Source organism: candidate division WOR-3 bacterium, from assembly GCA_013177935.1.
Classification (GTDB): Bacteria; Hydrothermota; Tepidihabitantia; order Tepidihabitantales; family Tepidihabitantaceae; genus Tepidihabitans.
The window spans coordinates 286,219-305,802 of sequence record JABLXZ010000002.1; the positions used below are offsets into that span (position 1 = coordinate 286,219).

Sequence of the window (19,584 nt, forward strand, 5' to 3'; positions counted from 1 at the left end):
CCTTTTCCCCCTCCCATAATAGGGAGGGGAGTTGCAGGAGGGATTCCCATAAATCTCGGGGAGTCGTGAGACGGGTTTTCATCTGTGGAGGAGAATGGTGGCAGGAGCCTCTGTAAAGGAAGGTGAGTAGTGGCAGGTGGTCCTTTTGCGCAAAGGCTGTCGCTGCTTCCCCCTTATCTTTTTTCTGAACTGAATCGGTTTAAGGCGCGGGTCCGACGCGGGTTGATTGACCTGGGGGAAGGCAACCCTGATTTGGCACCAGAACCAGCGCTCGTTAGGATGCTTGTCCGAGCCTTAAAAAATCAGGAGAACCATCGTTACCCTGGATATTCAGGAAAACTGAGTTTACGGCGTGCCTTTGCCCGATGGTATCAGCGGCGGTTTGGGGTCACACTGGACCCGGAAAATGAGGTAGTGGTGCTATTGGGTTCAAAAGAGGGTGCGGCTCATCTGCTCTGGGCTTGCTGTGACCGGGGTGATACGGTTGCGGTCTGCGACCCGGGCTATCCAGTTTATCTTAATCAAAGCAGGTTGTGCGGGGCGTCGCTTGTGCTTGTACCCCTCGAAGAAAAAAACGATTTTCTTCCGGACCTTGATTTCATCAGCCGGCTTGCCCCCCGGCTGAAACTCCTCTGCCTGAACTTTCCCAATAACCCCACGACCGCAATTGCTTCGCTCAGTTTTTACCGGGAAGTTGTTGCCCTGGCATTGAAATATGGATTCTATATTGTCAATGACAATGTCTATTCGGAAATCTACTTTTCCCAGCGACCGCCTTCCATCCTTCAAGTCCCGGACAGCAAAGGCTGTGTGCTTGAGTTGCACTCACTATCCAAGACCTTTTCCATACCAGGCTGGCGGCTCGGGGTTGCGGTTGGTAATAGAGATATGCTCAATGCGCTGTTAAAGATAAAGGAGAATGTTGACTCCGGACCGTTTGGGGCGATTCAGGACGCTGCGGTCTTTGCCCTGAGTAAGGGCAATAAAATAGCGGCGAATGTACGCCGAATATACCAGCGGCGCCGGGATGTTTTTGTAAGCGAATTAACCCGCGGGGGGTGGAGTGTTAATTTACCAGAGTGCACATTTTATGTCTGGGCAAAACTGCCCGAATGGTGGCAGGAGATGCACAACGGTTCCCGTTCCTACGCATTTTGCCTGAAGTTGATTGAGCAGTGCCGGGTTGTTGCTGCCCCGGGTCGGGGTTTTGGCCAACAGGGCGAAGGGTTTGTCCGATTTGCGCTGGTTGCGCCGGAAAACCGGCTTAAGATTGCGGGTACCCGGATTCGGCGCTGGCTCGCTAAGACGAACCAACGGTGAAGGTGGGAAAGAGTCAAGCGGTATGGCGCTGATAGTTCAAAAATTCGGTGGCAGTTCGCTTGCCAGCATCAGACAGCTGGAGCAGGTGGCAAAGCAGATTGCCCGGCGCCGGCGTGCTGGCGACCGGCTGGTGATAGTGGTTTCGGCAATGGGCGACACGACTGATGCACTGTACCGTCGGGCGTTGATGGTTAACCCGGCGCCACCGCCCCGGGAACTGGATATGCTGCTGACCACCGGTGAGCGGCAGGCGATGGCGCTACTCTCGCTGGCGCTGTTCAACCAGGGGCAGGAGGCGGCATCCTTTACCGGTTCACAGGTTGGCATCATCACCGACCGATTTCACTCTGATGCCCGAATTCAGGAGGTACGGCTTTACCGGGTTAATGATGCTTTACGGCGGGGAAAGGTACCGATTGTTGCCGGTTTTCAGGGGATGAGTGAAGAGCGGGAGATAACAACTCTGGGCCGGGGTGGTTCTGATGTTACCGCGGTGGCGCTTGCCGCGGCACTTAAAGCGGACCGGTGCGAATTCTACAAGGATGTTGACGGCATCTTTACGGAAAATCCCCATGAGTTTCCCAATCTGAAACAGGTGCCGGAAATCACCTTTGAGGAACTGACCGAACTGGCGCAAGCCGGTGCCGGTGTGATTCATCCCCGTGCCTGTGCCTTAGCCGAAAAGTACCGGGTGCCACTGGTTATCCGTTCAACTTTTAACAACAAGCGAGGAACTATGGTAAAAGCACAATCACCGATGGAAAAACCATTTGTCCGGGCAATAACGCATGAATCGGCGGTTGCCCGGGTTGCGCTGGTTGATGTTGTCAAAAAGAAACGGTGTCTGCATCAGGTCGTTACCAGTTTAAGTACCGCCCGGGTGCCGGTGTTGCTGTTTAATCACGGTATCCCCCATCGCGACCGATTTGACCTGCTCTTTTACATCCCGGCGACACATTTAACAAAGGCGACCGGCCTTTTGCAGCCACTTACCCAAAAATTGGGGGCACGGCGGCTGGAGGTTGACGACAACCTCAGTGCGGTTTCGCTTGTCGGTCCTGGGGTAGGAACCGATGCGGACATAATTGGTGAGACCTTTGCGACATTACATCAGGCACAGGTTCACATTGAGGCGTTTGCGATTTCGGCACTCCGGCTCACCTGTTTCATCCGCGCACCAGAACTGCGTCTCGCTGTTACCGCACTTTTAACCCGATTCCGGCTGACAAAGAAGTGATGGAAAACAGCAATCAGGAAGAACAGAAGTTAGCAAATCCGGCTACCGCTGCGCCTCAGTACTCGACTGATGACCTTGCCGGGATTGTTGAAGCGCTGCTTTTTGCCTGTGACCAGCCGGTGCCTTTAAGTCGACTTGCGGAAATTACCGGCGCGGATGAGGAACAGATTCGTACGGTAATTACCACTCTGAACCAAACTTATGCCGATACAGGCCGGGCGTTTCGCATCACGCGGGTTGCCCACGGTTACCAGCTTTACACCCTGCCCGAATATGCCGACTGGATAAGAAAACTGTACCAGCACCAGCGGGTCCAGCGCCTATCGCCCGCGGCGCTTGAGGTTCTTGCTATCATCGCCTATCAACAGCCGGTTACCAAGCCGGAGATTGAGAAACTGCGCGGGGTTGACTGCTCGGCGCCGCTGTTAACACTCTTGGAACGCGGACTGATTGTGACCGCGGGGCGGGCGCATCGACCAGGAAACCCGTTTCTCTATCGCACAACCCGGGAGTTCCTCCGTTACTTTGGTCTGGAGTCGCTCGATGAGCTGCCCAACCTTGAAGAACTGAGCACCTTCCTTGCGGAACGGGAAACACCGGATTCGGACTCAACCCAATCGACCTCTTGAAGCCGGTTAAACTCATCGTTGGGATTATCGCCCGTAATCCGGACATGCTGGAACAGGGCGTTAAACTTCTTGAGCAAACATTTGGTCCGGTTGAGTTAAAAAGCCCGGTTATACCCTGGGACTTTTCTAATTACTATCAAGAGGAGCTGGGAAAAGACCTGTTGCGTTCCTGGGTGGCGCATCAAGGAGTTTTTGAACCGGACCGGCTAATTTCATATAAGAAAACCGCTATTGCACTTGAAGGGCAACTCAAAGATGCGCTGGGCAGGCGGCAAGTGAACCTCGACCCGGGAATCCTTTCCCTGCACAACTTAATCCTTGCCACAACTAAAGACTATTCGCACCGCATCTATCTGGGCGACGGCATCTATGCGGAAGTGACCCTCATCTATCAAAAGGGTGGGTTTCAGCCTCTTGCCTGGACCTATCCTGACTATCGCACCGCCATTTGTCTGGAATTCCTCCGTGCTTGCCGTAATCGGCTACTCGAAGAAGAGGCGTTACGGCGTAGAACCGAAATCACATAACCCTAAATCGGGCAAGGTTACTCTGGTTCGGGTGTGGAGAACCGTTCAATCACCTCGCCGATTTTGTTTTGAAACTCTTCAGCGGTGAAAACTCCCTTGTCAATCAACACCTCGACGAGCGCTGCAATCTCAATCAGCGCTTCCACGACCGCTTCGTTATGGCTATTGTGCTCTTCCGCCATGCTGCCTCCTTTAACAGGTAAATTTTAACGGACCTTGCCGGCTACGAGGTCACAAAGAAATTTGTGCTGCCACGAAAACCGACCTTGGCACGGGGAATAGAGCATTCGTCCGCGTTTTTGATGAAAGAGAGCGGCCATCGGGGCAAACGGCAATTACATAGTTGACCGCTTTGCGGGCGAACGATTTTCACCCTACCGCTGATAGTAGTTTACCAGCAAATTTTTGTCAATCAAGTTAAGGCGAGCGGGATTCTGTATTGACAGATATCAATGGGGTCTTTACAATAAAACAGGAGTTGTGGGTGTTAAAATGAGTGCTAATTTCGCGCCGGAGAATAAAAGGGCACAGCCGGTTGTGCTTGAGCAGGAGAAGTTTGCCCGCAGAGTGTGGGCGGGCGTGAAGGCGGTGCTGCTCACCCTTTACGGGCTGCTAATCCGGATTCGGGTGGTTGGTAAGGAACGGGTTGGACTACCAATCAAAAGCGGGTTTGTGGTTGCGGCAAATCATCTGACCGGAGCGGATTCGATTGTGATTCAACTGGCGTTGCGGACCCGGGTATTTTTTCTGGCAGCGGCAAGGTGGTTCCATTCGCGGTTTGTCGGTTTCTGGATGAAGAATCTGTGTGACACGATGCCGGTGGCGATTGGCAAGGGTAATGAAAACATCCCGACTTTGCGGCGCAGTGTCCAGATGTTGAAGCAGGGCGCGGTGTTGGGGGTCTATCCTGAAGGTGAGTTGAACCGCCGGGGTGGTGTTGACCATCTCTACGATGGTACCGCGTGGCTGGCGGTGCGGGCTCAGGTACCGGTGGTACCGGTGTATGTTGCCGGGTTGAAACTGGGACCGGAACCCAATTCCAAAGCCGGTCTGGACGAAGCCTGGGAGGGGTTCTTTTCGGTTTTGGGGAATTTGCTGAATCGCAATATCGTGGTGGCGATTGGTGAGCCAATTGAACCGCCCGCGGTACCGCCTTCTTCTGCAGAAGAGTTGCGGCGGGAGCTGGCGCGCATCAATCAGCGGCTCCAGGAGGAGTTTTCCCGATTACGGGTGAGCGTTGACCCAAGGAGAAATTGAGGTAAAATCGTTTTCGGTATGCGTCAGAAGGAGTATCAGGCGCCCGAGGATGTTTTTGCTGATGTAGCGTCCAAACGGCTCCGTTCGGTTTATCTGTTTTACGACAGTGAACCGCTTTTTGTTGAGGAGTTTGTCCGGCTTTTAAAGGCAAAGTTGCTAATCCCCGGGCTGGAAGTTTTTGATTTTGAAAAGATTGATGCACACGAGGTTCGGGGTGATGTTGTCGGAACGATTGAGGCGGCGGCACGGCAGTTGCCGGTCGCAGCACCGCGGCGGCTGGTGGTGGTTGAGCACTTAGAGGAGTTGCGCAAGGAGGCGCTGGAAAAGTTGTGCGGGGTGTTTGTTAGTTTGCCAGATTCGGTGACGGTGGTGGCAAGTTGTGAGTATGAAAAAGGGTTGAAGGAGGTTTTTAAGAAAGCCGGTGTGGAACGGTTTGTGGTGCAGTTGCGGGCGCCCGAGGGTGATGGGCTGGTGCGGTTGTTGAAAAGCTGGGGTGAGGCGGCAGGGCTGAAGATTGACGATGGGGCGGCACAGTGTTTGGTGGAGGTGTGCGGGAGTGATTTGCGGTTTCTTAAAGGGGAGATGGATAAATTGGAGACGGTGCTGGATGCAGGAGAAAAGGTTACCGAGGATGTGGTAAAGCGGTATGTCAGTTCAACGCGGGTGTTTGAGTTGCAGGAGTTTATTCGTATGGTGCGGGAGCGCAATGCCGCAGCGGCGCTGCGTTTGCTGCGACGGCTTGAGGAGAAGGGCGAGGAGCCGTTGCGGATTGTGGTCAATTTAGGTTATGCGCTCTTGAACTGGTTGCGCAAACCGGACTATTATACGAAAGAGATGCCGTGGGGTGAAGGTGCGGTCCGGACCCGGCGCCTGTATAAGGCGATTGACGCACTTTACGAAATCAACCGGCGGATTGTTTCCGGCCATCCGGAACCATTTGCTTTACTTGATATGTGGCTGGTCTGGGCGCTGGGACCCGGGAGAACAAGAGAAGCGGTGAAAGGAAGGTCGAGTTATGAGTGATTACTCAATAAGAGAAATAGAGTTGAAATGGCAACGGTTCTGGGATGAAAAAGGGGTTTTTAAGACGAATCCCAACCCGAAGAAAAAGTACTATGTCTTAGAGATGTTTCTCTACCCTTCGGGCGATATGCATCTAGGTCACGCCCGCAATTACTGTATCGGTGACTGCGTGGCACGGCTCAAGATGATGCAGGGGTTTGATGTTTTGCATCCGTTTGGCTGGGATGCGTTCGGTCTGCCCGCGGAAAATGCGGCGATTGAGCACAACATCCCACCCTGGGTCTGGACCTTTGATTCGATTGACCTGTGCAAGAGAAATCTCAAACTGTTAGGCATCGGCTATGACTGGGACCGGGAGGTTACGACCTGTCGGCCCGAGTATTACCGCTGGAATCAGTGGTTGTTTTTGAAGTTTTATGAACGGGGGCTGGTATACCGCAAGGAGGCTTATGTCAACTGGTGTCCGCGCTGCCAGACGGTGCTGGCGAATGAGCAGGTGGTAGAAGGCAGGTGTTACCGTTCGAGTTGTGCGGCGCCGGTGGAGAAGAAGAAATTGACCCAGTGGTTTTTCAAAATCACCGATTATGCCCAGGACTTGCTGGACGGAATTGAGGAGTTGACGGGCTGGCCCGAGAGTGTACGGGTGATGCAGCGCAACTGGATTGGCCGGTCCGAAGGGATTGAGGTCGATTTTCAACTGGACGACGGCACGAAAATTCCGGTGTGGACCACCCGGCCTGATACGCTTTACGGAGTAACCTTTCTGGCGCTGGCACCGGATGCGCCGCTGGCAGAAACAATTGCCCGGGGCACACCGCAGGAACAGGCGGTCGCAGAGTTCTGTCACCGGGTTTTGATTCAGCCTGAGATTGAGCGGACCGCTGCGGGTAGAGAAAAACAGGGGATTTTCACGGGCAAGTTTGCCCAAAATCCCTTGACCGGCGAACGGGTACCAATTTACATTGCGGACTTTGTGCTTGCCAGTTATGGAACCGGAATGGTGATGGGTGTGCCCGGACACGACCAGCGGGACTTTGAGTTTGCCCGGAAGTATCAAATTCCGATTAAAGTGGTAATTGTGCCTGAAGGCAAAACGCTTTTGCCCGAAGAAATGACCGCTGCCTACACCGAACCAGGGGTGATGGTCAACTCCGGTCCGTTTGACGGCACACCTTCGGAAAAGGGGATTCAACTGGTGATTGAGGAACTGGAAAGGCGCGGAATTGGCCGGCGCAAGGTACAGTACCGGCTGAAAGACTGGCTTATCTCCCGGCAGCGCTACTGGGGCACACCGATTCCGATGATTCACTGCCCGCACTGCGGCATTGTTCCGGTTCCCTATGAGCAGTTGCCGGTCCTTTTGCCGCCCGAGGTCAAAGATTACAAACCCAAAGGCAAGTCGGTCCTTGCCGGAGTGGAGTCGTTTATCAACACCACCTGTCCGAAGTGCGGTGGTCCGGCGCAGCGCGACCCGGATACGATGGACACCTTTGTTGACTCTTCCTGGTACCATCTGCGCTACACCGACCCGCACAACGACCAACTGCCCTTTACCCGGGAGAATGCGGACAAGTGGTTGCCGATTGATGAGTACATCGGCGGTATTGAGCACGCCTGTGGCCATCTGATTTTCTTCCGATTTTTTACCCGGGTTCTGCATGACCTCGGGATGGTTTCGGTAAAAGAACCCTGCCGGGTTTTGCACACCCAGGGGATGGTTTCGCTGGAAGGTAAGACGATGTCTTCGTCCCGGCGCCATGGGGTGTGGGTTGGACCGTTTGTTGAGGAGCACGGTGCGGACTGTGCCCGGCTCGGGGTACTCTTTGCCGCACCGCCCGAGAAGCCGCTGGAGTGGTCAAATGAACTGGTTACCGGTGTCAAGCGTTTTATCGCTCGAATCTGGCGGCTGTTTGAAGATGCGGGTTATCAACCGCCGCCGGAAAAACTGGCGGTGGACAAATTGAGCGCCGAGGAGAAAACACTTTACATCCGACTGAATCAGACCCATAAGAAGGTGATAACCGATGCCGAGAACTTCCAGTTTAACACCGCAATCAGCGCGCTGATGGAGTTCCTGAATGAGCTGTATCTGTTCCCGGACCGGAATTCAGCGGTGTTTAAGTTTGCGCTGGTGCGGTTTGTTAAACTTTTGGCGCCGTTTGCGCCCCATCTGAGCGAAGAGTTGTGGCATCGTTACTACCCAGAAAAAGGCTCGATATTTACCGAACCAATGCCGGAATGGGATGAGCGGTTTGTGCACTTTGACACGATTGAGATACCAATCCAGGTCAACGGCAAACTGCGGGGTAAGGTGGTTGTGAGCCGGACAAGCGGTGAGGAGGAGGTGAAAAAGGCGGCACTGGAAAGCAAAGATGTCGCACCCCATATTGAGGGGAAAGAGGTGGTGCGGGTGGTTTTAATACCGGGCCGGGTGGTAAACATCGTGGTCCGTTAAGGAGGTTATGATGAAGGGAGTTTTCTGGTTTCTCCTGATAGTATTGGCGTTTTTGTTCGGGCTGTTGATATTTAACTTCACCCGGCAGCGGGTGAAACAGGCAGGGCTGGTGGTTTTTGAGGTGACCGCAGAGTCTATTCAGGCGTTTGAGCGCCGGGTTGCAGAACTGGAAAGCAGTGCGGTGGTGCTGCGCAACCGGCTGAGTTCATCGGCGTTGATTGAGCGGATTTTCCTCAACCGCCGGCTTGACTATCTTGAAGGGCAGATTCGGGACCTGAAGACGGCACTGGCGCAGTGGCGCGCCTCTAAGGATGTCAAGTCAGCAGCCGATATCTATCGCCAGTGTCTTTTGCTTTATGGCAAGGCGTCCGGCGTTTGTGACCTGCTGGCAACCGATACCCTGCTACCAGCAGAAAAGGTGAGGTAAGAACTGGAAAAGGTTTTAGTCTTAGATTTCGGCTCCCAGTACACCCAGTTAATTGCTCGGCGCATTCGGGAGTTGCGGGTTTTCTCCGAGATTGTGCCTTTTAACATCGCGGCTGAAGAGATATTGAGCCGTCAGGCGCGGGCGCTCATCCTTTCCGGTGGTCCGGCAAGCGTGTTTGAGAAGAAGGCACCTTTACCGGACCCGGCGATTTTCAGTCTGGGTATCCCGATTCTCGGGATTTGCTACGGGATGCAACTTACCGCCTATCTTTTAGGGGGAAAGGTGACGCGCGGGGGTGCGCGGGAGTACGGCGGCGCGCAGTTTGAGAAGGTTGGGTCGAGCCCGCTTTTTGCCGGGTTACCAGCGCGGTTTTCGGTGTGGATGAGCCATGGCGATTCGGTGACCAGAGTGCCTGCCGGGTTTGAGAAGTTGGGCAGGACCGGGCATCTTGCCATCGCGGCAATGGCACAGGAGTCACGGCGCATTTACGGGGTGCAGTTTCATCCGGAGGTGGAGCACACGCCACTGGGAAAGAAGATTCTGGCGAACTTTCTTTTCCGCATCGCCCGGTGCCGGCCGGAATGGACAATGCAGGAGTTTATTGCCGAAAAGACCGCGGAAATCAGAAACACGGTGGGGAAAAAGCGGGTGTTGTGTGCGGTATCGGGCGGGGTTGACTCAACAGTTCTCGCCACATTGCTTTACCGGGCAATTGGCCGGCAACTGGTAGCGGTTTTTGTTGACAATGGACTTTTGCGCGCCAGGGAACCGGAGACGGTGTTAAGGACGCTGCGGCGCCGGTTACCGGTGCGGTTTGTGCCAGCAGCAGAACGGTTTTTAACCCGGCTCAAGGGTGTTACCGACCCGGAAAAGAAGCGGAAAATTATCGGCAATGAGTTTATCCGGGTGTTTGAAGATGTGGCAGGGGACCTGGGTGGAATTGAGTTTCTGGCGCAGGGCACGCTGTATCCGGACCTGATTGAGTCGCGCTCGGCGTTTGGCGGCCCTTCGGCAACAATTAAGACCCATCACAATGTGGGCGGTTTGCCCCGGGATTTGAAGTTTAAACTGATTGAGCCGCTAAAGGAACTGTTCAAAGATGAGGTCCGGCGTTTAGGACGGGCGCTGCACATCCCGAAGGCGATTCTTGAGCGGCACCCGTTTCCGGGACCCGGGTTGGCGGTACGCATCCTGGGTGCGGTGACACCGGAGCGGCTGAAACTGGTGCGTGCCGCCGACGAAATTTTCATCACCGAGTTGCACCGTTCAGGTTACTACCACAAGGTCTGGCAGGCGCTGTGTGTGCTTTTGCCGGTGCGTTCGGTTGGGGTGATGGGTGATGAGCGGACCTATGAGAATGTTGTTGCCCTGCGCGCGGTCACATCAACCGATGCGATGACCGCAGATTGGGCACGACTGCCAGAAGATTTGCTTGCCCGCATCGCCGCCCGTATCACCAATGAGGTGCCGGGAATCAATCGGGTGGTTTACGACATCTCCTCCAAACCGCCGGCAACGATTGAGTGGGAGTAGTTAGAAAGCATACCGTGCCTGATACCGTTTAGCAGTTTACCATCGGCTAAATAGTTGTAGGTGTTAAAGGATGTAAAAGGGGCTTCTTACCATTTTTCCCTTCGATAAAAAGAGCGGAGTGAGTGGAGATGTTTTTTCCTTGTTGTCAGGGCAAGGGAGAACGGCGGGGTAATGGATACTGCCCCGGAAACGGTCCAGTGGGCGGTGGGTGGTGCCGGGTAAGTTTATGATATATTGTAAGTTATCAGAAAGGCGGTGAATTTTTTGTCCGGGCGGGGTCTAAACTTTATATGGGCTTTTCAACCACCCGGTACTTTTTGTACACTTCACCACCCAGTTCCCGGTCAAATTCGTTGATGAGCCAGTTGTCTTCAAGGTTCCAGGACAGTTCGCACCATTGATAGCCATTTTGCCGCATATACCTTTCGGTTTCGTAGAAGAGAAGAACCGGTAAGCCAAGCCGGCGGTACTCGGCTTTGAACCCGAATACAATCGCCCGGGCGCCGGTTATTTTCCGGCGGTAGTAGAGGAATTTTAACATTCCGATAAGTCCCAGCTTACCGTTTAGATGCTTTAAAACCTGATTCATATCGGGCAAAGTGATGGCGAGTCCAGCCGGTTTGCCCTGATAAAAGGCGAAAAGGACCATATTGGGGTCGGCAAAGGTTTTCAGGTTCTGGGCAAGGAGGTTCATCTCCTTTTCGGTCATCGGTGAAAATCCCCAGTTCTTTTCCCAGGACGCGTTGTACAGTTCCTTAATGATTGCCATCTCCGCGGGCAGGTTTTTCATATTGATGGGTCGCACCGTGATATTGGGATTGGCGCGCAGCCGTTCGGCAAGCGCGACGAGTCTTTCCGGCATCGGGGTTGAGGCGTATTTAATAAAGGCGAGGAGGTCTTTAGCCTTGACGAATCCGTAATTTTCAGCGAGGCGCAGGTAATAAGGCGGGTTGTAGGGCATCATCAAAGCGGGTGGCTTGTCGTAACCTTCCAAAAGGAAGCCCCACTCATCGTTGGAAGAAGGACTCATTGGTCCGCGCAGCCGGTTCATCCCGCGCGTCTTGACCCATTGCGCGGCGGCGTCAAACAGCCCGTTTGCCACATCCTGGTCGTCCACACATTCAAAAAAGCCAAACGAACCAAGTTTTTCGTCCCAGAGGTTGTTGTAGTTGTGGTCAATTTGCGCCGAAATTCTGCCCACCACTTTACCGGCATTTTCGGCGAGGAACAGGGTGCCGATGGCGTGCTCCCAGAACGGGTGGTGCTGGAAGTCAAGGAGTGCGGCGACCTCTTTCTTAAGCGGCGGTACCCAGTACGGGTTTCCCCGGTACAGGACAAAGGGCAGGTCGATAAACTGCCGCAACTGTTGTGAGGTTTTAACCTCAGTGACGGTGACCATCAGTTTCCGGCGGTAAAGCGTTGATTGAGTCGATATACGCCTGAGGCAAGCCGGTGGAATCGGTAATTGTCCAGACCGCGCGTTGTACCATGCCGAGATGCTGGGAGATGTCCTTGTTTTTAACCAGTTGCGCCAGTTGCTGGAGGTCAGGGTTGTCAGTTAAAGGTCCAAGAAGAAAGGTGTCGGCTTCGGTTGGTATCTGACGGTAGCGGTTACAGCAGAACACACCGACGACAACGCTGGTCCGGGAAGGGTTGGCGGTGATAAAATGGTCTTTAAGAACAATTACATGCTGGGTGCTGTTTTTTCTGGAGGTGAAGAGTAAGCCACCAGGCAGGGTGTCGTAAAGGGTATTGGTACCGGTTGCCTCACAGATAAGTTCCAGGGTATAAAGCCCCTGGTCGCTGAACAGGCGGCGGTTGCCTATGATGGTGATGGTGTTGATGCCCGGGTTGAGGGAAAAAGGGGTGCCGGTGGGTTCAAAATCGGTGGGTGGGAAGAGGTTGTCGCAGGCGGCGAGGAGCAGAAGTGCGGTAGCGCCGAGGCGCAGAAGAGCGGAGGTAATTTTGAGTTTGCTCACGGCAGTTGTTTCAAAAGCGTTCGGGTGGTGTCGGTAAGTCCGTCGCCATCGGTGATTTCGTAAACCGCATCCTGGACCAGTTCCACAGCATCAATGTTGTTCAGGTTTTTGGGTTTGAGGATGGTGAAAAGTTCGTTGAACTCCCGCTCCCAGACCTGAATGTCAATTTCGTAGGTCATATCTTCATCCGGTTCGTCTAAATCTTCGTTGCAACCATAGGTGGGCAGAAGGATTGTTGTATCCTGGTCAGGGGGCACCGAAAAAGAAAACTCCTGGACCAGCATCATATACTGATACTCGTGGTCCAGAGGCGAAAATACCAATCCGGCTGGCATCTTGACGGCGATACGGTTGGAGGTGGTGTTAAGCAAGGCAGCCTGGAGCGGCATCAGCGAGAATGTTGTCTCCTCACCCAAGCCTCTGATTTCCCGCACGGTAATGCCTTCGGGTAACTGGTATGGTTTGCCGGGGATGGGCTCGAATGCGCCCCGTTCCCACTGGCGCTCGGGCAGTTTTTCGCAAAGGGTCGCGATGCTAAACAGCCCGGCAAGGAGAAGTACATAAATTTTAATGCGTTTCATCATTACAGGTTAGACAGAAATGAGCCTTTTGTCAAACCCTCTCCTTTTCCCCTCCCATAAAGGGAGGGGAATGATGCAGGTTGTGATTCTTCCATAAAGGGAGGAGAATGATAGAGATTGTGGTTCTTCCAGAAAAGGGGGAGGATGCAGGTTGTGGTCCTTCCATAAAGTTAGGGGAATAATGCAGATTGTGACTCCTCCCGTAAAGGGAAGCGGTAACGATTCTTTCCCTCTCCCGTTGTGGGAGAGGGTAGGGTGAGGGCGTAAGAAGGCGCGAGCTACGGTAGCCGGACCGTCTTTACACCTGCTCCTTTTGGGGCACTGGTTGCATAGCGGTAATGGTAGTAGCGGTATTTGTACCGGTAGTAGCCGTAGCGGTGCTTGAGGTTGATGCCGTTTGCCACGACACCGAGGATACGGGCTTGTGCCTGGTTGATGAGTTTGCGGGCTTCGGTTAGGGCACGGATGTCGGTTTGGTTCATCCGGGTGACGAGCAGGATGCCATCCGATTTTGCGGCAAGCGCAACCGCATCGGCAGACACCAGAACCGGTGGTGTGTCAATAACGATGTACTCATACATCTCGGCAAGGCGGTTGAGGAAAGTGGCAAACGCACTGGAGGTGAAGAAGTCAACGGGTGAAGGTGGTGTTGTGCCGGCGCAGATGACCGCGGGCGCATCAGGTGCCGGTTTGTACAGGGCTTGCTCCAGCGGCGTGCCGAGAAGCACTACATCGGTGATACCCGGTTTGCGGTGCCGGCCGAAGTGTTTATGGATTACCGGTTTGCGTAAATCGCAATCAAGAAGGATGGTATTTTTGCCGCTACGGGCAAGCGCCAGGGCGAGGTTGGTTGCGACGGTGGACTTGCCTTCGGATGGGCTGGGTGAACTGACGACGATTTTCTGAATTTTCTTTTCGGCGCCTAAGAACTGGAGGTTGGTGCGGAGGATGCGGAACTGTTCACACACATTTTCGGGCAGTTCGAGGGGCGAAGTTGTGTTGAGCCGGGGGATGGAACCGATAATCGTCCAGGAACGGCGTTCAAGGTCTTCCGGATGCCGCACAAGCGTGTCAAGTTTGTCAACTACGGTTGTTGTGCCCAGGGCAAAGAGGACGCTGAGCATGAGAGCGGTGACCGCATTTCTCAATGGGCTGGGTCGAATTTTTTTACCCGGACCTGGTGCGTCAATCAGTGCTACCGGTGAAAGTCGGCCCGCTTCCTGGATGCGCGCCTCTTCAAACTTTAACTCAAGAAGGGAATGGACCTGCCGGGCAACTTCAACATCACGGGTAAGGCGGGCGAGTTGACGTTCTTCTGACGGTAACCGGGCGAGTTCAAAGTCGTAATGGGTGATTGTTTGCGCGAGGGCGTTTGCCTGGGCTTCGAGGCGGGTGATTTCGGTGGTGATGGCGGCAATCCGGGTTGTAACTTCGGGCAGGGATTGCAGGGCGGTAGGGTTCTGACTGATGCGCAGGGCGGTAAGCTGGCTTTTAAGGTCATCAATCCGCTTGTTCAGTTCCCGGAGCCGTGGACTGATTGTATCATAACCCTGGACGAGGAGATTGGTTCGTTCGGTTTCCAGGTTGGTAAGCTGGGCAGTGAGCGATGCGAGTAGGGGCAGTTCGGTGCCTGGGGTGCGGTCGTTGGTTGAGGTTGAGTCAAGATTCTGGAGCAGAGCGAGTTCCTGTCTCAAGCCGGCGAGTTCGGTAGCATTTCGCTCATAAAGGGAAAGAACCGCACTCTGCCGCTCAATCAGCGCCTTTGCCTGAGCGGAGAGGTCGGTGTTGCCCGCAGTGCGTTTGTAAATTTCCAGTGCCTTTTCGGCCGAGTCGAGCCGGGTGCTGATGCCCGCCAGCTGGGTGGCAACGAACTCCCGCACGGCACGGATGTCAGCGCGATTGCGCTCCAAAGTCCATGCTTGATAGGCGGCAACATAGGCGTTTGCGATGGCGCGTGCCAGTTCCCGGGTGGGCGCGTTGACCGACAGTTTGAGGATGTCGGCGTCGCGAACGGCACGGACCGAAAGATTGTTGACCAGTTCCAGAACCGGGTCGGTATGAGCATAGCGCTCAAGCTCGGCGCGCTGTTCATCAGGCAGCGTGTCGAGGACGAGCTGGGCAAGGGTGCGGCTCTTGATGATTTCGATATGGTTGGCAAGGTTGGGACGAGCCGAGAAACTGCCGGCGGCAGGGTTGAAGATAAACTCGGCACCGGTAGTGCTGGTGGTACGGTTGACAAGGATTGTGGCACTGGACTGGTATATGGGGCGTGCGGTCTGGGTGGTGATGAAAATCAACGCGGCGCTGGCGGTAAGGAGCAGAAGGAAAAAGCCAAACCGCCGGTTGATGATGTCAAGGTAATAACTGAAACCATGTTCTTCTTTTGCCATTGTTTAGACCTCCTGATGTTTTAACGCCTTTTGCAGACAATCAACGATAAAATAAATTTGTTCCTTTTTTAATTTACTGTAAAAGGGCAACGCGAGCGTCTGACGGGCAATTTGTTCGGTTACGGGAAAGGCACCGGGCTTATAGCCGAACCGGCTGCGGTAAAAAGGCAAAAGATGAATGGGCGGAAAATAGGGGGCGCAGCCAATTCCCTGTTCTTCGAGCCGGGCGATGATTTTCTTACGGTTGAGGTTCGGGTCAAGACGAATGCAGTAAACGAACCAGTGGACAAAAGCACCCGGAGCTACGGTTGGGGTTTTAATCCGAGGTATTGAGGCGAGGAGCTGGGTGTAAAGGCGGGCAACGCGCTGGCGCCGGTTGAGGATGGTACGAAGACGGCGCAGTTGTGCCCAGCCCAGCGCAGCGCTCATTTCATCGAGGCGGTAGTTGTAGCCGAGTCGGATGTGGTGAAGCCATTTGCCGTTAAGGGCGTTTCTGCCCTGGTTGGTCATACTGCGACAGAGTTGACTGAGGCGGCGGTTGTCGGTCAGGAGCATACCACCTTCACCGGTAGTAATCTGTTTGTTGGGATAGAAGGCAAAGGTCGCGATGGTACCGAAGGCGCCACACCGTTTTAGACCCTGCGGGGTGCGCAGGGCGCTACCCAGTGCTTCGCAAGCATCTTCAATCAGGAGCAAATTGTGGCGGCAGGCAAGGTCGGTAATGCGATTCCAGTCGGCGGGATGACCAAAGATGTCAACGGCAAGGATGGCGCGGGTGCGCGGGGTGATGGCTGATTCAATTTGCGCTGGATCGATACAGAGGGTTTCCGGGTCGATATCGACAAATACCGGTTTCACACCTTCATAGAGCAGGCAGTTGGCTGAGGCGCAGAAGGAAAATGGTGTGGTGATGACTTCGTCGCCCGGTTTGAGACCAAGGGCGCGAACCGCAAGGTGTAAGGCGGTGGTGCCAGAGCTGGTGGCGACGGCATAGCGGCGTTGGACAAGGCGGGCGAGGCGGTTTTCGAATCGGGTCGCATAAGGACCGAGTGCCAGCCTGCCGGTTTTGAGAACGGCTTGAACAGTGCGGCGTTCGAGAGAACTGATGTCCGGGGCAGCAAGGGGGATTTTCATCAGACCTCCAGAAGAAGCATTGTGACGCCAGTGAGAACAAGTAGCGCATGCCCGAACCAGAAGACAAGCACGGTGCGGCGCGGACCAAGGGAGGTGGCGGCGAGCAGGTCATAGAGATGGTTGCGGTCGGCGTGGAAAAGCGGCTGGCGCAAATAGAGGCGGCGCAGCGTGACCCAAATAAGGTCAACCAGCGGTGCACCAAGGAGAAGCAGGAGGGCAAGGGCGGTCCAGATGTCGATAGAGGAGAAGAACCGAGGCGCCGAAGGCGGATTGAACGATAAAAGGGCAAATGTAGCAAAGGTCGCACCGAGAAGATGACTACCACCGTCACCGAGGAAAAGGCGGGAGGGCCGCTGAAGGTTAAGAACAAGAAAACCGGTTAGAGTGGCGGTGAGAAGAAGAAGGGGGAGGAAAATTTCAGCCCGACCCAGAACGCCGTAAATTGTTGCTAACCCCAAAAATGAGATAAGCGCCTCTCCGCCCGCAAGCCCGTCTAAGCCATCGGCAAGGTTAAAGGCATTAAGCGCCAGAAGGATGTAGGCTATGTTGAAGAAAATAGTGAAAAGCGAGGCGGGTAAGGAGAGTTGGTTGTGGGTGATGAACAGGAAGGAGATAAACAGGGCAAGAACGATTTGGAGGAGGAATTTGATCCCGGGAACAGTGCGCTGTTTCCAGTAGAAGTCATCACAGGTGCCGACAAGCAAAGCGATAGTCGCGGGGATGAGAAGCCGTAAAACAGGAACGGTTGGAAAGAAAATTGAGAGGATGAGCAGAGTGCCAGCCCAGGTTAAGAGTATGCCGATGCCACCGGTGAAGGGTACAGGCTGGCGGTGAATTTTGGCATTTCCCGGATGGTCGCACCAGTTGTGCTGGAGGGCAAAACGCGCAAGGACCGTATTCAGTAGCAGAGATGCGAAGATAGTAAACAATATGAATAAAACAGGTGTCATATTAACTCCCGGGTTGTTTTTAGTGCAGCAGCGAGATAGTCATTCTCATTCCCGGTTTTTTGTTTTCCGCCTTCTGTATCTGCTGGTCTACTGGTTGAAGAATGGGGTAATTCGCCTGGGGAACGCCAGTAGGTAAGGAGTGCCCAGAGCGAGCCGAGACCGTAGCCAATGTGGAGGACAGGGTAAGTGATAAGGTATAAAGGAAGTTGAAGGGGAGATGGGGTAGTAAGGGCAGAGAACAGAATTAGTAGCAGAAGGTAGCTACCGGCGGTGCTAAGCAGCGGGAGGTGCGCGATGAGGTGGGGAGAGGGTAAATTAAATTTTGAAAGGAATAAGGTAAGTGGCTTCGGGCAACCGGTGGCGAGGAGCAGGGTTGTGATGAAGATGGCGGGTATGAGATGGCGCAAGGAGAATGGTTTTGAAGCAAATCGAGTGCTGCGGATGACCCAGTAGCCGTTGGCAAAACTGTTCCGGAACAGGTCAATGAGGCGGGCACGGGCGTAATAGTAGGTTTTTATTGAGGGGACGAGAAGAATTTGTTCGCCGGCACGGCGCAAGCGGAGGTTAAATTCAATGTCGTGGTTGCGGACAAGGCGGGTGTTGAAGGTGCCGTAGCAGGTAAATACCTCTCGTCGATAACCGGGACAGGAGGCTGTGTCAGCGGTGCGGATGGTGCGGAGGTTGCGGCCGATGCGCATCAAAGAGTTGCCGACGCCGAATGGGGAGGCGAGGACACGAGCGATGGCACGGGCAATTGGGGTGCGGTCTGAAGGCAAAGTGATTGCGACTGAACCAACCGCCGCCCCATTTGTGTTATTGAGAACTCGAACCGCTTCGGAGATGTAGTTGGGCGAGTAACGGTTGTGAGCACCAAAGGTAAAGATGATTGCGCCACGGGCGTGGGCGATGCCGATGTTTAGGGCGTAAGGGGTGGTGCGAAAGGGATTGGAGATAATACGAATGTTGTGCTCCGGATTATTGCGGGCAAACTGCTGGACTAAGGAGATGGTGCCGTCATCAGAAAAGCCATCGACTACTATGGTTTCGACGAGATGCGCCGGATAGTCCTGTTCGATGATGGAACGGAGTGTTCTGATGATGGACTTTTTCTCGTTGCGGCAGGGGATGATGATGCTGACCAGAGGAAGGGGCTTGTTCATTTACTCCTCCCAGGGTTGGTAATTTCCATTAACTGGTTCGCTCTTGAAGCGGATGCCGTAGCGACGGAGAAGGTCACGCAGTTTTTCGGTTAGGGGTGTGACAGTACCCTGGACTTGGCGTGCCTGGAGGTGGAAGATGGTGGTTTGTGTTCGGTCGGTGAATACGGTGATGGTGTTGTCATAATAGGTGATGGCGGTAGTGCCGATTTTGATTGTGAGGGTTTCGGGCTCAAAACGGGATTCCTGTTTGGTGTAGTGGGCAAGGATTTCAGCGGCAACAGGAAGAAAGTCGCGGAAAAACGCCCGGCGTTCCTCTTCACTTAAGGGGCGGGGAAAAACACTTTCTTTCAGCACGCGACAGGGAACACCAGCAGCAAGAGCACCGGCAGGAATACTTCTTGTTACGACGGAACCAACGCCAATGACCGTATTGGCGCCGATTGTTACCCCGGGGTTAACTATTGCTCCGGGCAGCCAGCAGTTGTCGCCAATTGTTACCGGGGCAAAAGCGACCGGAAATCCCTGCAGAACCGACTGGTAAGCACCGTGGGTGTAGATAGCGCTGTTGGTGCCGATTCCGACCTCATTGCCAATTGTTACGGGCCGGGCGGTGTTGATAAATGTTCGCATACCGAGGTGGAGCCAGTAGCCGGCGGTCAACTGGGATTGAGGTTCAAAGCAGGAGCCGCCGCCAATTCTCACATAAGGCCCACACCACAATTCGCGGCCGATTTTTATTCGCCTGCCTTCGATGAGACAGTCCGAACCGATAACACTGTTTTTCCCGAGTTCCAGTGATTCCTGGACCCGGATGATTACACCGGAAGAGATACGGCAACCCGGGGCAAATTTGATTGAACCGCCGATGATAACAACACCAGGCTGAATGACGCAACCCATACCAAGTTCCAGTCGGGAACAGCGGATTAAGACTTTTGAAGAGTGGTTAAGGTCTTCTTGTACCGGGATGCCAATCGAGCAT

18 protein-coding genes are annotated in these 19,584 nt (G+C 54.2%); 9 read left to right on the forward strand and 9 right to left on the reverse strand.

The features are described from left to right. Positions 1-129 precede the first annotated feature (129 nt). Genes HPY86_04510 through HPY86_04525 form a run of 4 tightly spaced genes read left to right on the forward strand, consistent with a single transcriptional unit; the run spans position 130 to position 3,713 of the window. Complete coding sequence (locus tag HPY86_04510; protein ID NPV14175.1) at positions 130-1,320, forward strand: aminotransferase class I/II-fold pyridoxal phosphate-dependent enzyme; 1,191 nt, start codon at positions 130-132, stop codon at positions 1,318-1,320. Then, positions 1,229-2,557, forward strand: coding sequence for an aspartate kinase (locus HPY86_04515; protein NPV14176.1), 1,329 nt, complete (start codon positions 1,229-1,231; stop codon positions 2,555-2,557). Before HPY86_04510 ends, HPY86_04515 begins: the two co-directional genes overlap by 92 nt. After that, complete coding sequence (gene scpB / locus HPY86_04520) at positions 2,557-3,186, forward strand: SMC-Scp complex subunit ScpB (GenBank protein NPV14177.1); 630 nt, start codon at positions 2,557-2,559, stop codon at positions 3,184-3,186. Before HPY86_04515 ends, scpB begins: the two co-directional genes overlap by 1 nt. After that, positions 3,183-3,713, forward strand: a complete 531-nt coding sequence (locus HPY86_04525; GenBank protein ID NPV14178.1) for a DUF4416 family protein — start codon at positions 3,183-3,185, stop codon at positions 3,711-3,713. Before scpB ends, HPY86_04525 begins: the two co-directional genes overlap by 4 nt. Positions 3,714-3,730: 17 nt before the next feature. Here the strand turns inward: HPY86_04525 and HPY86_04530 are convergent, their stop codons facing one another. Then, positions 3,731-3,895 carry a hypothetical protein gene (locus tag HPY86_04530; GenBank protein NPV14179.1) on the reverse strand — a complete coding sequence of 55 codons (165 nt, stop codon included), beginning with the start codon at positions 3,893-3,895 and terminating at the stop codon, positions 3,731-3,733. A gap of 310 nt (positions 3,896-4,205) precedes the next feature. On the opposite strand from HPY86_04530, the gene HPY86_04535 reads away from it, so the two are divergent. The 5 genes from HPY86_04535 to guaA are packed head-to-tail and all read left to right on the forward strand — an operon-like array spanning position 4,206 to position 10,408. Further along, positions 4,206-4,970: a 1-acyl-sn-glycerol-3-phosphate acyltransferase gene (locus tag HPY86_04535; protein NPV14180.1), complete on the forward strand. Its 765-nt coding sequence runs from the start codon at positions 4,206-4,208 to the stop codon at positions 4,968-4,970. An 18-nt stretch (positions 4,971-4,988) separates the two neighbouring features. Next, on the forward strand, positions 4,989-5,993 hold the full coding sequence (gene holA, locus HPY86_04540; GenBank protein NPV14181.1) for a DNA polymerase III subunit delta: 1,005 nt from the start codon (positions 4,989-4,991) through the stop codon (positions 5,991-5,993). Next, positions 5,986-8,448 (forward strand): leucine--tRNA ligase, encoded by a 2,463-nt coding sequence (locus HPY86_04545; protein NPV14182.1) that lies wholly within the window; start codon positions 5,986-5,988, stop codon positions 8,446-8,448. Before holA ends, HPY86_04545 begins: the two co-directional genes overlap by 8 nt. Positions 8,449-8,458: 10 nt before the next feature. Then, the gene (locus HPY86_04550; protein NPV14183.1) at positions 8,459-8,875 is read left to right on the forward strand and encodes a hypothetical protein; all 417 of its coding nucleotides are present in this window, start codon (positions 8,459-8,461) and stop codon (positions 8,873-8,875) included. Between the two features lie 3 nt (positions 8,876-8,878). Beyond that, positions 8,879-10,408, forward strand: a complete 1,530-nt coding sequence (gene guaA, locus HPY86_04555; protein ID NPV14184.1) for a glutamine-hydrolyzing GMP synthase — start codon at positions 8,879-8,881, stop codon at positions 10,406-10,408. Between the two features lie 286 nt (positions 10,409-10,694). On the opposite strand, the gene HPY86_04560 is transcribed toward guaA, so the two are convergent. The 8 genes from HPY86_04560 to HPY86_04595 all read right to left on the reverse strand — a co-directional run bounded on the left by HPY86_04560 (position 10,695) and on the right by HPY86_04595 (position 19,232). Next, entirely contained in the window at positions 10,695-11,807 is a 1,113-nt protein-coding gene (locus HPY86_04560) for an acyl-CoA N-acyltransferase (protein NPV14185.1), read from the reverse strand. Next, positions 11,791-12,387 carry a hypothetical protein gene (locus HPY86_04565; GenBank protein NPV14186.1) on the reverse strand — a complete coding sequence of 199 codons (597 nt, stop codon included), beginning with the start codon at positions 12,385-12,387 and terminating at the stop codon, positions 11,791-11,793. Before HPY86_04565 ends, HPY86_04560 begins: the two co-directional genes overlap by 17 nt. After that, a complete protein-coding gene (locus HPY86_04570) occupies positions 12,384-12,968 on the reverse strand; it encodes a hypothetical protein (GenBank protein NPV14187.1) in 585 nt (194 codons plus the stop codon). The genes HPY86_04565 and HPY86_04570 overlap by 4 nt, the downstream gene beginning before the upstream one ends. A gap of 278 nt (positions 12,969-13,246) precedes the next feature. Continuing rightward, entirely contained in the window at positions 13,247-15,358 is a 2,112-nt protein-coding gene (locus tag HPY86_04575) for a polysaccharide biosynthesis tyrosine autokinase (protein NPV14188.1), read from the reverse strand. Between the two features lie 3 nt (positions 15,359-15,361). After that, entirely contained in the window at positions 15,362-16,492 is a 1,131-nt protein-coding gene (locus tag HPY86_04580) for a DegT/DnrJ/EryC1/StrS family aminotransferase (protein NPV14189.1), read from the reverse strand. After that, the gene (locus HPY86_04585) at positions 16,492-17,442 is read right to left on the reverse strand and encodes an undecaprenyl/decaprenyl-phosphate alpha-N-acetylglucosaminyl 1-phosphate transferase (GenBank protein ID NPV14190.1); all 951 of its coding nucleotides are present in this window, start codon (positions 17,440-17,442) and stop codon (positions 16,492-16,494) included. The genes HPY86_04580 and HPY86_04585 overlap by 1 nt, the downstream gene beginning before the upstream one ends. Beyond that, complete coding sequence (locus tag HPY86_04590; GenBank protein NPV14191.1) at positions 17,439-18,602, reverse strand: glycosyltransferase family 2 protein; 1,164 nt, start codon at positions 18,600-18,602, stop codon at positions 17,439-17,441. The genes HPY86_04585 and HPY86_04590 overlap by 4 nt, the downstream gene beginning before the upstream one ends. After that, complete coding sequence (locus tag HPY86_04595) at positions 18,603-19,232, reverse strand: hypothetical protein (protein ID NPV14192.1); 630 nt, start codon at positions 19,230-19,232, stop codon at positions 18,603-18,605. Positions 19,233-19,584: the final 352 nt, after the last annotated feature.